At 48.7% G+C, this 14,417-nt stretch carries 11 protein-coding genes; 5 read left to right on the forward strand and 6 right to left on the reverse strand.

Features of this window, described 5'->3' with window-relative positions:
• The first annotated feature begins 141 nt into the window (after positions 1-141).
• Positions 142-765: a class I SAM-dependent methyltransferase gene (locus M655_RS01725; RefSeq protein WP_005835165.1), complete on the forward strand. Its 624-nt coding sequence runs from the start codon at positions 142-144 to the stop codon at positions 763-765.
• 27 nt (positions 766-792) lie between these two features.
• Positions 793-2,415, forward strand: a complete 1,623-nt coding sequence (locus M655_RS01730) for a DEAD/DEAH box helicase (protein WP_007778419.1) — start codon at positions 793-795, stop codon at positions 2,413-2,415.
• 72 nt (positions 2,416-2,487) lie between these two features.
• Here the strand turns inward: M655_RS01730 and M655_RS01735 are convergent, their stop codons facing one another.
• The 6 genes from M655_RS01735 to M655_RS01760 form a co-directional block, all read right to left on the reverse strand.
• Entirely contained in the window at positions 2,488-2,829 is a 342-nt protein-coding gene (locus tag M655_RS01735) for a DUF779 domain-containing protein (RefSeq protein WP_026557620.1), read from the reverse strand.
• A 3-nt stretch (positions 2,830-2,832) separates the two neighbouring features.
• The gene (gene adh, locus M655_RS01740; protein ID WP_026557619.1) at positions 2,833-4,353 is read right to left on the reverse strand and encodes an aldehyde dehydrogenase; all 1,521 of its coding nucleotides are present in this window, start codon (positions 4,351-4,353) and stop codon (positions 2,833-2,835) included.
• Positions 4,354-5,093: 740 nt separating this feature from the next.
• Complete coding sequence (locus M655_RS01745) at positions 5,094-5,366, reverse strand: hypothetical protein (RefSeq protein ID WP_005835159.1); 273 nt, start codon at positions 5,364-5,366, stop codon at positions 5,094-5,096.
• 369 nt (positions 5,367-5,735) lie between these two features.
• On the reverse strand, positions 5,736-8,684 hold the full coding sequence (locus tag M655_RS01750) for a Tn3 family transposase (protein ID WP_026557618.1): 2,949 nt from the start codon (positions 8,682-8,684) through the stop codon (positions 5,736-5,738).
• The gene (locus M655_RS01755; protein ID WP_035422914.1) at positions 8,663-9,301 is read right to left on the reverse strand and encodes a recombinase family protein; all 639 of its coding nucleotides are present in this window, start codon (positions 9,299-9,301) and stop codon (positions 8,663-8,665) included. Before M655_RS01755 ends, M655_RS01750 begins: the two co-directional genes overlap by 22 nt.
• Positions 9,302-9,632: 331 nt before the next feature.
• A complete protein-coding gene (locus M655_RS01760; RefSeq protein WP_035422965.1) occupies positions 9,633-11,597 on the reverse strand; it encodes a hypothetical protein in 1,965 nt (654 codons plus the stop codon).
• Positions 11,598-11,879: 282 nt separating this feature from the next.
• Between M655_RS01760 and M655_RS01765 the strand changes: the two genes are divergently transcribed.
• From M655_RS01765 to M655_RS01775, 3 genes are all read left to right on the forward strand, one after another.
• Positions 11,880-12,518 (forward strand): cadmium resistance transporter, encoded by a 639-nt coding sequence (locus M655_RS01765; RefSeq protein WP_026557616.1) that lies wholly within the window; start codon positions 11,880-11,882, stop codon positions 12,516-12,518.
• Positions 12,519-12,555: 37 nt separating this feature from the next.
• On the forward strand, positions 12,556-13,965 hold the full coding sequence (lpdA, locus tag M655_RS01770; RefSeq protein ID WP_026557615.1) for a dihydrolipoyl dehydrogenase: 1,410 nt from the start codon (positions 12,556-12,558) through the stop codon (positions 13,963-13,965).
• Positions 13,966-14,041: 76 nt separating this feature from the next.
• Entirely contained in the window at positions 14,042-14,410 is a 369-nt protein-coding gene (locus M655_RS01775) for an ArsR/SmtB family transcription factor (protein ID WP_026557614.1), read from the forward strand.
• The last annotated feature ends 7 nt before the right edge of the window (positions 14,411-14,417 follow it).

The following is a 14,417-nucleotide window of genomic DNA, read 5'->3' on the forward strand; positions in this document are numbered from 1 at the left end:
TTGTGAATGCATTCATGGTTCTATCTTAACGCCCAGGTTTGACAAAACAGCATAGAAATCTCTTACAAATTTCTTAATATACGCCCGAGATAGGATCTGGCCCGAAAATAAGGTAAGATGTGAGGAAGTCAAAACGAGAAAATGGTGATGGCCTTGCTGGAATGGACCGGGGAGAGGATTATCCCCAAGCTGCTGAAGCCGACGAATGGCATGCTGCTGGAACATATTGCCCGCTATTATTTTGCCACGCCGTATATCAAAGGTAGAGTGCTCGATATCGCCTGCGGTACGGGTTACGGCTGCCACATGGTGGCAAAGGATCGAAAGCGGGAGCTGACCGAGCTGATCGGCGTCGACAACGATGACGACACGATCACTTATGCGAAGCGGGAATACCATCATCAAAAGATTACGTATCAAAAGGGCGATGCCCTCGATCCGTTGCTCCCGGAGAAGCTGGGCTTGTTTGATACCATTTTGAGCTTTGAAACGATTGAGCACGTCGCCGACGACCTGCTGTTCATGAACAACCTGTACCGCATGCTGAAGCCGGGCGGAACGCTGGTCTTGTCCAGTCCGTTTGGCAGAGGGAGAGGCATGCAGACGAGCGAGCCTTTTCATGTGCATCAATTGACCCCCGCCGAGTTTGAGGAGCTGTTCGTCCGGTTTTCGCAGGTGGAGATTTACTACCAGCGAGGGCCGACGTTTGAAAAGCCTCGTGACGGCGTGCGTTATTTTATCGGGATGGCGGTTTGTACGAAATAATCCTGTATGGTTTTGGATACGTAATGAATGGAGATGGCGAAACTGGCTGATTTTTTGAGATTGGGCATACGAAAAGAATGGATAGACGCTCTGCAGGCGAACGGGATTGCGGAACCGACTCCGATCCAGGAAAAAGCAATTCCTGTCCTCATGACAGGCAAAGATGCGATTTCCCAGGCACAGACGGGGACGGGCAAAACGCTTGCTTTTCTCCTGCCGATTTTGGAGAAAGTCGATCCCGAGACAAACGACGTTCAGGCGCTGATCCTCACGCCTACGCGGGAGCTTGCGCTGCAAATTACGGCAGAGGTGCAAAAGCTGACGGCGGCCGTGGACGAGGTGCATGTGCTTGCCGTATATGGCGGACAAGACGTCGATCGGCAACTGCGCAAGCTGGCGGGCAAAAAACAGGTCGTGATCGCTACTCCCGGCAGGTTGCTGGACCATATAAGAAGAGGAACGATTGATTTGTCGACCGTTTCCATGCTCGTGCTGGATGAGGCGGACCAGATGCTGCACATGGGCTTTTTGCCCGAGGTGGAGGACATTCTCGCGCAGACGCCTGCTGATCGGCAAACCATGCTGTTTTCCGCGACGATGACGCCACAGGTGCGTGCGCTGGCCAAGCGGTTCATGCAAAACCCGGAGGATATTCACGTGCAAGGCAAGCGGATCACGCTGGAGGATATCCGGCAGATCGTCGTGGAGACAACGGACCGGGCGAAGCAGTCTACCTTGCGCAGCTTGCTTGACGAGGAACGCCCGTTTTTGGCAGTGATCTTTTGCCGGACCAAGCGCAGGGCAAGCACGCTGAACGCCGCCCTGCAAGGGTTCGGCTATATTTCTGACGAACTGCACGGCGATTTGTCACAAGCGAAGCGCGAGGACGTGATGAAGCGTTTCCGCGAAGCCAGAATCCAGTTTCTCGTCGCAACGGACGTGGCGGCTCGCGGACTTGACGTCGAGGGAGTCACACACGTATTCAACTACGACATCCCGGAGGACGTAGACAGCTATATTCACCGCATCGGCAGAACGGGCCGGGCCAAGGAGAAGGGCGTGGCCTACACATTGGTGGCGGCGAAGGATCGGGCGCAGCTCGCAGAGATTGAAAAAGGGATCGCCATGACTTTGGAGCGGCGTGCGAGTGAGCGGACGGCGGATTTCGGGGAGCACGAGGAGCGTAAGCAGCAAAAGAGGCAGCAAAAGAAGCAGCATAAGGGGCAGGAGAGCGCAGGCAGAGGCGAGCAGCGCGGGGGCAGGTCGGCCAGAGCTGGGGACGGGGATCGTGGCGGCAAACCAGCCCGAGCTGGGGACGAGCATCGTAGTGGCAGGCAAGCCCGGGCTGAGGACGAGCATCGTGCGAGCAGACCAGCCAAAGCTGAGACTAAGCAACAGGCCAGCCAAGGGAAGCGAGGGAACGGAAAACGCGGGCGGCACGGTGACGATCGCCAGCAGCAAGGCGCTCGCATGACCAAACCGGATCGGGATGACCAGCGCAAAGCAGGGCGTGCGACGAAACAAGGGCAGAGCAGCGAGCGGGCAGCAGGCGGAAGCGCACGTTTTGACGGCAAAAAAACATCAGGAAAACGGCCAGGCCCGGCACCAGTAAAACGCGGCAGCACCGCTCGAAGGGCCAAGAAGCGCTGAGTGAAGCAAAGCGGGGAAAAAGAAAGACCGTTCCGGCCGTGAGACAGGCAGGAACGGTCTTTTGTTGTGCATTTAGCTGTCAGGAAAGACGCGCGAACGCGTAAGGAAGCGCACTCCTTCTGGCCCCTCAAGCGAGAACATGCCGCCGCGGCCTTCGACTACATCAATAATGAGCTGGGTATGCTTCCAATACTCGTACTGTGCTTTGCCCATGTAAAACGGGCAGCCGCCGATCTCACCCAAGAGCACATCCTGATCGCCGACGAGAAACTCGCCGAGCGGGTAGCACATGGGAGAGCTGCCGTCGCAGCAGCCCCCTGACTGGTGAAACATCAACTCGCCATGCTTGGCGCGCAGCCGTTCGATCAACTGCAGGGCAGCATCGGTAGCGAGCACTTTCTCAGGCTGGCTCATCGATCAAAAGAAGCCCAGTGCCTGGTCGCTGTAGCTGACCAGCAGGTTTTTGGTTTGCTGATAGTGAGAGAGCATCATTTTGTGTGTTTCGCGACCGATACCGGACATTTTGTATCCGCCGAACGCAGCGTGCGCAGGGTAAGCGTGGTAGCAGTTGGTCCATACGCGGCCAGCCTGGATTTCGCGGCCCATGCGGTAGGCAGTGTTCATATCGCGTGTCCATACGCCGGAGCCGAGACCGTACAAGGTGTCGTTGGCGATAGAGAGCGCTTCTTCCGTGTCTTTGAAGGTCGTCACGGAGACTACCGGACCAAAGATTTCTTCCTGGAAGATGCGCATTTTGTTGTGGCCCTTGAACACGGTCGGCTGGATGTAGTAGCCGCCTTCGAGATCGCCCTCAAGCTGCGCACGCGCGCCGCCGATCAGGCAATCTGCGCCTTCCTGCTTGCCGATGTCGAGGTAGGAGAGAATTTTTTCGACTTGCTCCAGGGAAGCTTGGGCGCCGATCATTGTTTCTGTATCGAGCGGGTTGCCCTGCTTGATGCTGGCAACGCGTTTCAGGGCGCGCTCCATGAATTGATCGTAAATGCTTTCGTGAATGAGGGCGCGGGACGGGCACGTGCAAACCTCGCCCTGGTTGAGCGCAAACAGCACGAAGCCTTCGATGGCTTTGTTGAGGAACGCGTCGTCTTTTGCACACACATCCGGGAAGAAGATGTTCGGAGATTTTCCGCCCAGCTCCAGCGTCACCGGAATGATGTTTTGGGAAGCGTATTGCATGATGAGACGTCCGGTTGTCGTCTCACCCGTAAAGGCGATTTTGGCGATGCGGTTGCTCGATGCCAGCGGTTTACCCGCTTCCAGACCGAAGCCGTTTACGACGTTGACGACGCCTGGAGGCAGCAAGTCGCCAATCAGCTCCATCAGCACCATGATCGAAGCAGGTGTTTGCTCGGCAGGCTTGAGCACGACGCAGTTTCCTGCGGCCAGGGCCGGGGCCAGCTTCCACGTCGCCATCAGGAGCGGGAAGTTCCACGGAATGATCTGTCCGACGACTCCGAGCGGCTCATGGAAGTGATAAGCAACCGTGTCGTTGTCGATCTCAGCGAGAGAGCTTTCTTGTGCGCGGATAGCTCCGGCGAAGTAACGGAAATGGTCGATAGCGAGCGGAATGTCAGCAGCCAGCGTCTCGCGGACGGGCTTGCCGTTTTCCCATGTCTCGGCAGTCGCCAAAAGCTCCAGGTTGGCTTCCATGCGGTCTGCGATTTTCAGGAGGATGTTGGAGCGTTGTGTAACCGAGGTGCGTCCCCAAGCAGCTTTTGCCTCGTGGGCGGCGTCCAGTGCGAGCTCGATGTCTTCTGCCGTCGAACGGGCAACCTCGCAAAAGACCTTGCCGATTACAGGAGAGACGTTTTCAAAATATTCACCCTTCACTGGCGGTACCCAATTGCCACCAATGTAGTTGTCGTAGCGAGTCTTGAAAGTCACCTTGGATCCGGCTTGGCCGGGTTGAGCATAGATCATGCGAGCGCCTCCTCTTATATCACCTTTTTCTTTACAACCTTCTCTAAAAGCAAATCCTGTACCAAACGCCGGAAGGCTTGAAATGACAGCGTTTTCGCAGACGAAACACGCCAAAAATGTTCCAAAATGGAGCAGGCATTGTTCCGTTTTGGGACAGTTTGCAATAATTTTGGGAGCATCTGACAAATATCTGCTTTTTGCGCGAGGCTTCGCAGTAATCGCCTATTGAAAGCCTACGGTTTTCAGCGTGGGAGGAAAGACGGCTTTGCCCGAACATCCCCTCATAGGATGGGCAGGGCAAACACACAGGACCTGTGCGAGTGCTTTTCTTGTTATTTGGCTCTGTTGAATTTTAATGTTGTTTTAAATGCAAAAAAAATAAACTGATTTTCTGAGCTGAATTCCGCTTTCAAATGACTAAAGAACGGAATGACCTACAAAGGTAGTTCCATGCGTTAAGCTAACCAGTGAGGCAAGTCATGCAGCTTATGGCAAACGAGTCGATCCATGTAAAGCCGTTGTCTAACCGTCCATTTTCTCGTAAACGCTATATAAAAAGGCTAACGTTAGACTCTTGTCCTTTCGCCACTGACTAGTCCCGGACCAATCAACTTACTATTCTTCATAGGAGAAAAGGGGGGACAAGGGACGGAATGAATAGTTTTCCCAACCGAATATGCTTTTCTATAAAGAAAAAAACGGAATCGCGTACAGGATTCCGAATGATTTGTTCTATATACTTAGGGCTCGATTTTCTTCTTTAGGATGTTAATCTGTTTAGATTCTTTCGGATTATCTATGTAGTAGATCTCCTGAGCACCTGCGTTATAGATCCATAGGTCACCTTGAGCAGTAGTCGTGACGTGGACTAATCCACTCCCGTTCTCATCCCTAAAAAAGACCCTGTAGTCCTGTAGAGATTCACTTGTTTGTGCCGTAGAAATTATTGCCCAAGTTAAAGACCCAGCAACAAAAGCCGAGACGATCAACAAAACTCCTTGCAACTTAGACATAAACAGCCTCCTTCGTATAGAGCAAGTCATTCATTCAAAACAGAAGCAAAAGGATTTATACAAAAAATTAAAGAAGAGTAACATTATGCTACTCTTCCATATAATTGTATATTACTTGAAATCTCTAGACCATTCAATATAATGGGTAGGTTCAGTATAAGATCCAGTATACGTATTAGTTACTTTTCCAGTAAGCCAGTTAATCTCATCTACTTTCCAAGTTCCTCTGTCATAGAATCCTGTCCAATAATAAATTCTTGAAACATATGATGGGGTACCGCCAGCAAAACGCGGATTTACAACGCTAAGAAGAATGGAACACAAAAAAGGCCGGTTTTCACCACGTTAACGGTGTAACCGGCTTTATTGCTATCCCTCGTTCAACGGTCGCAAGGATTCCAAAGTGGTAAATCCTTTAGGATCAAAGCGATACTCGCCAAGGAAGTTGATATGCTCCCAACCTAGCGGAGACATATGCTTTAATAAATCCTCTCGTAACGCACCTTTACTCCGGAGTAGATCAGTGGCTTTCCCAAGATATACCGTATTCCAAACACTAATTGCATTAATCAGGATGTTTAAAGCACTTGCACGCTGCAGCTGATCCTGCAAAGCACGCTCTCTCAGCTCTCCATGTTTCCCGAAGAAAATGGCTCGCGCCAGAGCATTCATTGCTTCACCTTTGTTTAATCCGCGTTGGATACGGCGGCGCATCGATTCGCTTGAGATATAGTCTAAGATAAAGATTGTCTTTTCAATTCGCCCCATTTCTCGAAGTGCTTTGGCAACTCTATTTTGGCGAGCGTAGGAGCCAAGCTTACCCATGATAAGCGCACCGGACACTTTGCCCTCCCGAATAGAATGTGCCAGGCGCAAAACATCATCGTAGTTATCACGAATGACCTTCATATCAATTTGGCCACGCAGAAGATTCTCCAACTTTGGAAAGTCGCTTGGTTTTCCGATCACATACAGCTTTGAGTCTGATAAGTCACGAAGGCGTGGGGCAAATCGAAACCCAAGTAAATGAGTCAATCCAAAAACCTGATCCGTATAACCCGCGGTATCTGTGTAATGCTCTTCAATTGACAGATCCGACTCATGATGTAATAGCCCATCAATAACATGTACTGCGTCACGAGCGTTCGTATTAATCACTTTCGTATAGAACGATGAAAATTGATCGCTGACGAATCGATAAATCGTAGCCCCTTTGCCTGATCCATAATGAGGGTTAGGATCGGCACTAAGAGACGAAACACCCACTTGCACACGCATACCATCGGATGAGGATGTGCTCCCATCTCCCCAATATGCTGCTAATGAACGTCGATGATGAAAGTTTACAAGTGTTGCTTGCGCTCTGTTCATAGCATCATCGTACATTCTCCATTGAGCAGCGTTGGCCATTTGATGATACGAAATGCCAGGCGTTGCATCAGCCATTTTTGTTAGGCCGATGTTCGTTCCCATAGCCATGAGTGCTGCCAGAACAATCGGTTTTTCCTCGGCTTTAGGGTGACGATTGGTCGAAGCATGGACAAACTGCTCATCAAAGCCAGTCCAACTTGCTACCTCTAAAAGTAGGTCGGTCAGCTTCACTCGTGGCAGCATGCCGTAGAGAGTGGAGCTGTATTGTTTCGCTTCTTCAGGAACGTCCTTTTCCAGCCGATGAACATGTAATCTACCTTTTTCTATGTTTACTCCTTCAAGCGCGTCGATGTTTTCACTAATCCACTGTAGTCGGTGTAGAAGGGACGAAGTTCTTTCCTCAAGATATTCATCAACATTTAGACTCACGGCCAACCTGGTACCAGTCGCCTGAGTAAATTTCCATTCGTCTTGGGGCACTAGGTACTCGTCAAAGTCTTTATGCTGCCTGCTCCCAACAATAGAAACATCTCCGGATCTCACATAGTTTCGTAATTCCGTAAGTGCAGCCATCTCGTAGTAATGTCGATTAATGGTCCCATCCTCGTCGAAAACATGCTTTTGCCATCGGTTGGATACAAAATCTAAAGGAGCCCCTTCAGGTATTTTTCGTTTACCGGTTTGATTCATCTCTCGAATCGTATCGAGCGCTCTCATTAACGGTTCGGCTGACTTCGTTGAACGGAATTCTAACGCGTTCAGTAGGGTCGGCGTGTACTTTCGAAGATAATTAAACCGACTTTCTAAAAGATCTAAATAGTCATAATCAAGTGGCCGCGATAGTTTCTTCGCTTCTTCTACAGATTCAACAAACTTTTCCCACGGCATAACCGTTTCTAACATAACAAAAGGATCAATACCCTGATCCCGAGCTTTGATAAGCGCATCTCCTAAGTCTGCATAATGGACAACTTTTTCATTTACAGCTTTGCCGTTCTGTTTCTGTATCTCTTCTTGCTGTTTACGTCCTTTTGATTGCAAGGTTAAGACTTGCTTATCGTGGATCTCAAATGCCTGGTCAACTAAATCCTGGCTAAGATCCAATAGATACGCCACCAAGACCGTATATCGTTTTGCTTCATGGAAGCGTCGAAAGGATTGCGGCTCGTATCGTGAACCTAGACGCGAGAGCTGTCTTAACCGGTTCGGATGAATCGATCTCGTATCGATGTTTAATTGCAAACTTCGTATATAATCTAACCGTTCAATAACCTTTAAAAACGCTTCAGGAGAGAATTGTCCAGTCGTTTCTTTTAGCCATCCAAGTTTTGTTTTTCCGGTACCAATCACTGGTTCGATAAGCTTGTCTAGTTTCTGTTTTTGGGAAGAGGTTAGAGATAAGTGGATCAGTCGGTAAATTCGTTCTTCCGCACGATGCCGCGCTTCCCATACAACCCTCTCGATCGTCGTAATAGCCGGTAGGATAATTTTTGAGCGACGCATCTCATCTAATGCCGAACGAATTAAGTGAACAGCGTTCCCATTTTCCAGCGCCAGCTTAAATAAGTATTTCAGCAACCGGCGATAATCATTTGTTGTAAACGTAGTATACCGATATTCCTCTCGAATTTCTTTCAGATGATCCCATAGTGTGTTTTCCCTTCGGGCATACAAAGAAAAAACTCCTGGCTCAATATCCAGCTGCTTGGCCAGATAGTCAAGCAAAAAGTCAGGGATTTCCTTCATATCAGTTATGCTCCAGCCTGGGTAGCGGAGTAGAGCTAATTGGACGGCAAAGCCTAATCGATTGTAGTCTCGCCGGTGACGATTAATGATGTCCAAATCATGTTGCGAGAAAGTGTAGTATGTAGCAAGTTCCCATTCACCATTAGAAGGGGTCATCCATTCTAGTCTCTGGTCTGTTGTTAGGAGCTCTTTTCCGCGCAAGGTACTCGCACCTTTCTTTGATTTTCATACTCCTTTACGCGCCGATAAAACGTATTGGGCTTTAATTCAAGACGCTTCATTCCTTCCGTCGCAGTAATCGATCCGGATTTCCACTCATTATACACCTGAATAAATTCCGCATTTATCTCGTACTTACGTCGTCCGAATCTCACGCCGTTATTCTTTGCCACTTCTATTCCTTCGGCCTGCCGTTGCTTATTTTTTTTACGTTCTTGCTCGGCCACATAGGAAAGCAGGCTTAAAAATTGGTCCTCCATCAGCTTTCCAAGATCACCCATGCTTCGGAATTTCCTACTATCGAACAAAGTCTCATTTTCTAGTACCACAATATCTGCATTAAGCTCACGTGTAATATACTTCCATTCCCGAATGATTCCATCATAATCCCGACCTAATCGATCCAGTGCATCAAGATACAGCAAATCACCTTCACGTATGATTAGACGCATCGCCTGATACTGTGGTCGGTTAAAGTCCTTTCCACTTTGCTTGTCAACGAAGATATAGCGCTCTTCAATTCCAAGTTCACGCATTTTTTTAATCTGCCGTTCGGGATTTTGATCTTTGGCGGAAACGCGAGCATACCCCAGCTTCAAAATATCAACTCTCCTCTATAATATATTTCAAAAAGTATACCAATAAAATGAAATATTGCGAAATAAAAAAGGACACTTTATGACATACAGATGACGACCTATTTTCCATCGTGTCATAAAGTATGCTTTTTGACATGAGCACACATTTTGTTATTCAGCAGTTCCCCAATACGGATAGAGTAGTCCACTGACATTCGCTTTTTTTTCTTTCAAAACGAAGGGAAGACTAACACTTTAGGTACCTGCAAGGAAAAATCATGATCGGAAATAAAAAGACCGTTGGAGCATTTGAGCGCAATCCAACGATCTTCATTTTGTTCGTGCAGAGTTGTTATGGAGAGGTTGCCCCATCCAAAGAAAGCAGATATTGAATGAGGGCATCCTGTTCCTCACGAGTAAATCCGGTTGAAGTATCTACCCAATACTCGTGCCCAATGCCTTTTGTATGAGTAAAATCAAGGTCTTTCGAAGCTTGATTGGCAGAGATGACTTTCTTTCTCCATTCCTTATCCACCAAAGCCCGCAGGCTGTTGGCCGGGTCGGGTTCAATACCTTTCAGCAGAGTTCCTGGCATTCCTAGGTCACGATGTATATCCGGTCCGACGGAGACTCCGCCATCGTGCAAATAAGGCGCTGACCAGAAAAGTCCGATTAAACTCGGGACCTTGTAGCCGCCTGGGGAGTTTCCGTGCGCAAATCCTAGCTTAATCTGTTCCTCATCTAAATGATGAGTAGGTACATTTATTGTACGAGAGCCGGGAGGAACCGGTGCAGGCGTGTTGGGTGGATAAAAGACTGGGTCGACAAATACTTTTTCCGTTTTCTTTAACGCCTTCGCACGGGAGGGATCAGTTTTGATGATAGTTGCCGATATCACTCGATTATTCGTAAGGGCAGTACCTGCATGACACGTTATACACCCAGCTCGCTGAAATACGTTTTTGCCCAGGTCTACTGTTTGAGATGTCACTGGTTCAGATTGTTTGGGAGGCACAAGCGTGTTTTGCCAAGCTGCGATGCCGTTTACCTGTTCCGCTACCCGAAATCCCGGAGAACTGAGAAACAGCCCATCCGGAGCCACCAAAGATACATTCGGGAACGTCGGAGGCTTTATCATTTGATTGACACCGGGGACGCCGGGTGTCGGGTCCACAGTGGCAAAAAACTCAGATGGTTTGCTTCCACTTTCGGGAGTATAACGGTATTTTGGATTTGCCGCGTTTTGCAGGATTGTTCCCAGATACACTTCCTTGTCAATGCCGAAAAGGGGACCGCTAATCTCCGACTGCGAAAGGGAATCCGAATTCTGGGCATGCACGTTGTTGCTGAAGACACTTAATCCTTTAAATGGCCCTGCAGCTGCAAAACCACTCCAGCCATACGGGTGATCGCCGAGCGTGAACGAATCTGGAATTTGACTGGGATTGCTTTTAAGATCAATGGTGGAATCGAAGTTTCCGGGTGCCCATTTGAGAAAGGTTGAATCAACCGCATCTTCGAGTGACTTCGAATCGGGTAAAGCAGATTTTTTTCCTTCGGAATTCACGACAGGCCTATCCAAATTGTTCATGTATTTCTTTAGATCCTCGATTTCAGCATGTGTAAAATACGCTGCGGAATTCGTGGCTAATGCCAATAGCAAACCTGCGTTTAAATCTGTATTGGGCGCTCCTTCGACAACCAATTTCGTTTTCCGATCGACAGTTGCATGGCAGGCGGCGCAACTGATTCCCACTTTGATTCTTCCCTCCGCAAAGCTCACTGGCATGCCTAAAGGAACATATGCCCCTTTGGGAACATCGAGACCGGTGTCGATCTTTTGACCTTTTGTGAATGTTTTTCCTCCAACCTTAACCGTCTGAGCTAACTCCACACGAAGGTTAGAAGTACCCTCACCCTTTAGATCCCTGATCGCCTTTGCAAAACTAGAGAGAGTGAGCGGACCGTCAACAATTCCCAGAATGTCGGTCATAAACACCTCGTTGCCGAAGGTTTCTGTGTAAAACGCTTTTCTCCCCAAAGTAAGCAAGGAGTTGGTCACTTCAATCGCACCGTTTTCCGGAGCTAGGAGTTTGCGTCCTTCCGGTGTTTTCTGAAGAATCGAAGCTTCTTTCCGTGATATCGACTTTCCCCACACATCAAACTGCTGCTGATTGGCTGACGATACATTGATGGTTCCTCTCGTGAGGATTTTGTTTTGGGGGGGAACATAGCCGTATTGAAATGAGCTATTGTAAAAACAAACAGCGCCGAGCCCCACAATGCCAATTCCGAGAATGAGCAACCATTTCCCAATTTTCAACGCTCATAATCCCCTTTTGCAGATGTAGATACTATTCTCGAAAGTATTATTTGTATTTGTCACAAGGTTTATTTACGCTTTTGCTCAAATGATCGTTTGACTGTTAGCGTAAATAGTATTACAATAACAATCAAACGAACGTTGGAATGAGTGGTGATTATGTGACACATATTATTGGCTCGACCGTGGCCAACACTTGGTATCACTTGCACCCACTATGAGATGGTGGTGTGGTGGCCAAACACCGGACAATACACCAAAGGATGGAAAAAAACTATGTCGATCACGTTGATTCTTAGTGCGATTGGAACATTCATCGTTACAAACATTGACGATATTTTTGTGCTCATGATCTTTTTCGCCCAGATTGAGAAAGTACGTCATGCCCAAGTTGTTCTTGGTCAATACCTTGGATTTGGGATTCTGGTCATACTGAGCTTACTTGGAGCCTTCGGCTTTACGTTTCTGCCACCGGAGTGGGCCGGCTTCCTCGGGCTGATACCCATTTTTCTCGGTATTCGCATGTTCCTGAAAAAAGAGGAAGAAGATGAGGCGGAAGAGGCGCTTGAGAAATTGGGCGATGTAAAGGCTGAGCCCTCGAACAATCGTTTGTTTGGACCACTAACCGGTAAAGTGGCTGCGATTACCTTTGCAAACGGGGGGGATAACCTTGGGATTTACATTCCTTATTTTACGAGCCAGGGTAATGCCTCCCTGTTATACATCGCGATAGTCTTCCTTGTCATGGTCGCGGTCTGGTGTTTCCTGGGTTATCGCCTCGCAAGTTTTCCGACCATCTTAAAGATGTTGCAGAAATACGGAAGTGTCATCGTGCCGCTGGTTTTTATCGCCTTAGGTGTTTCGATTATGCTGCACGGTGATTCATTTGAATATCTGATGAGGCTGTTTGGGTAACAATCACATTTGAAAACACGAACTGGAGGGAAACACAATGGTAGTAGGGGATGCAATTCATCACACCCAGTTGTTGGTCATCGGCGGCGGTTCAGGGGGATATGTTGCTGCGATTAGAGCGGCGCAGCTAGGCAAAAAAGTGGTACTCGTTGAAAAATCGGAAATGGGTGGCGTTTGTCTCAACTGTGGCTGTATTCCGTCCAAAGCCCTGATCTCCGCTGCCCACCGGTATGAACACATGCGAAATTCCGGCATCTCCGGATTAATAGCAAATAATGTGGAGATTGACTTCGCTCAGATTCAGCATTGGAAGCAGTCGGATGTTGTAAACCGGCTTAAGATGGGTATCCATTCGCTGATGAAGAAACATAAGATCACGGTGTTCAAAGGAGAAGCAGTATTTATCAATGAGCGCGAAGCACGTGTTTATAACGAACAGGAAACGCTTCGTTACCGGTTTGATCACTGTATTGTCGCCGTTGGCTCCCGGCCGATCGAACTAAAACCATTCCCTTACGGCGGTCGTATCTTGTCATCGACCGAGGCGCTCAGTTTGACGGAGATTCCCCAGCGTCTAATTGTGATCGGCGGAGGATACATTGGCATCGAGCTTGGGCAAATGTACGCCAAGTTTGGATCGCAGGTGACGGTACTGGAAGGAACGCCGACCATACTGCCGGGATTCGAGAAAGACATTACCCGTATTATCAGCAAACATTTGGATGCACTTGGTACGATCGTTTACACGGAAGCTATGGCTCAGTCAGCCGCGCAAACGGATAAAGACATTACCGTTACATTTACCGTTAATAACGAGCAAAAACAAGTAACCGCAGATTATGTTTTGGTCACGGTTGGCCGTCGTCCAAATACGGACGGGGAGCTCGGTCTCGACAGGATCGGGGTAAAAATTGGTGACCGGGGGCTGGTTGAAGTTGATCAACAAGGGCGAACATCCATACCTCACATTCACGCGATTGGCGATATTATACCCGGACCTGCACTTGCGCATAAGGCATCCTATGAAGGAAAAGTTGTTGCCGAAGCAATTGCTGGGTTGCCAAGCGCCTTCGACTATAAAGTGATACCGGCGGTCGTCTTTTCCGATCCCGAGATCGCTTCTGTGGGCCTCAGCGAATCCGAGGCCAAGGAGCAAGGATTTGAAGTGATGGTTGGCAAGTTCCCGTTCGCGGCCAATGCGCGAGCACTATCCTTAACGGCGCCCGAGGGCTTTGTCAAGCTTGTTGGTGATAAGAAAACAGGGCTCATCCTTGGCGGGCAAATCGTCGGCACAAACGCATCTGATCTGATTCCGGAGATCGCCCTGGCAATCGAAATGGGAGCAACCATGGAAGATTTGGCCCTTACGATCCATGCGCATCCGACACTTGGGGAACTGTCAGCGGAAGCTGCAGAGGTGGCACTTGGCCATCCCATTCATATTTAAGGATTTTTCTTTTGACAAACGATCCGACGAGGTCTATGATAATAATCAAATAAGTATTTGATCGAGGTGATCCCGTGTGGAACGTGGAGATACTTGCGATATCTTTTGTTTTGATGAGCAAAAGGTAAGTCGGGTTAAGGAAAAGCTAAACAAACATTATTTTCAGGACATGGCCCAAATCTTTAAGGTGCTTGCAGACCATACGCGCCTAAAAGTGGCTTATGCGCTGTGCGATGAGGATGAACTGTGCGTGTGCGATGTAGCCAATATTATCGGCTCAACCGTGGCGACAGTGTCCCATCATTTACGGCTGTTGCGGAATATGGGTATTGCGAAGTACCGCAAGGAAGGAAAGCTTGTTTTTTATTCACTGGAAGACGAGCAGATTAAACAAATGCTTAGGCTCGCCATTGAGCATCAGAAGGAGGTTGTCGGCATTGAGTAAAGTGGCA

It is taken from the genome of Brevibacillus sp. NSP2.1 (assembly GCF_000470975.2).
GTDB classification, from domain to species: Bacteria; Bacillota; Bacilli; order Brevibacillales; family Brevibacillaceae; genus Brevibacillus; species Brevibacillus agri.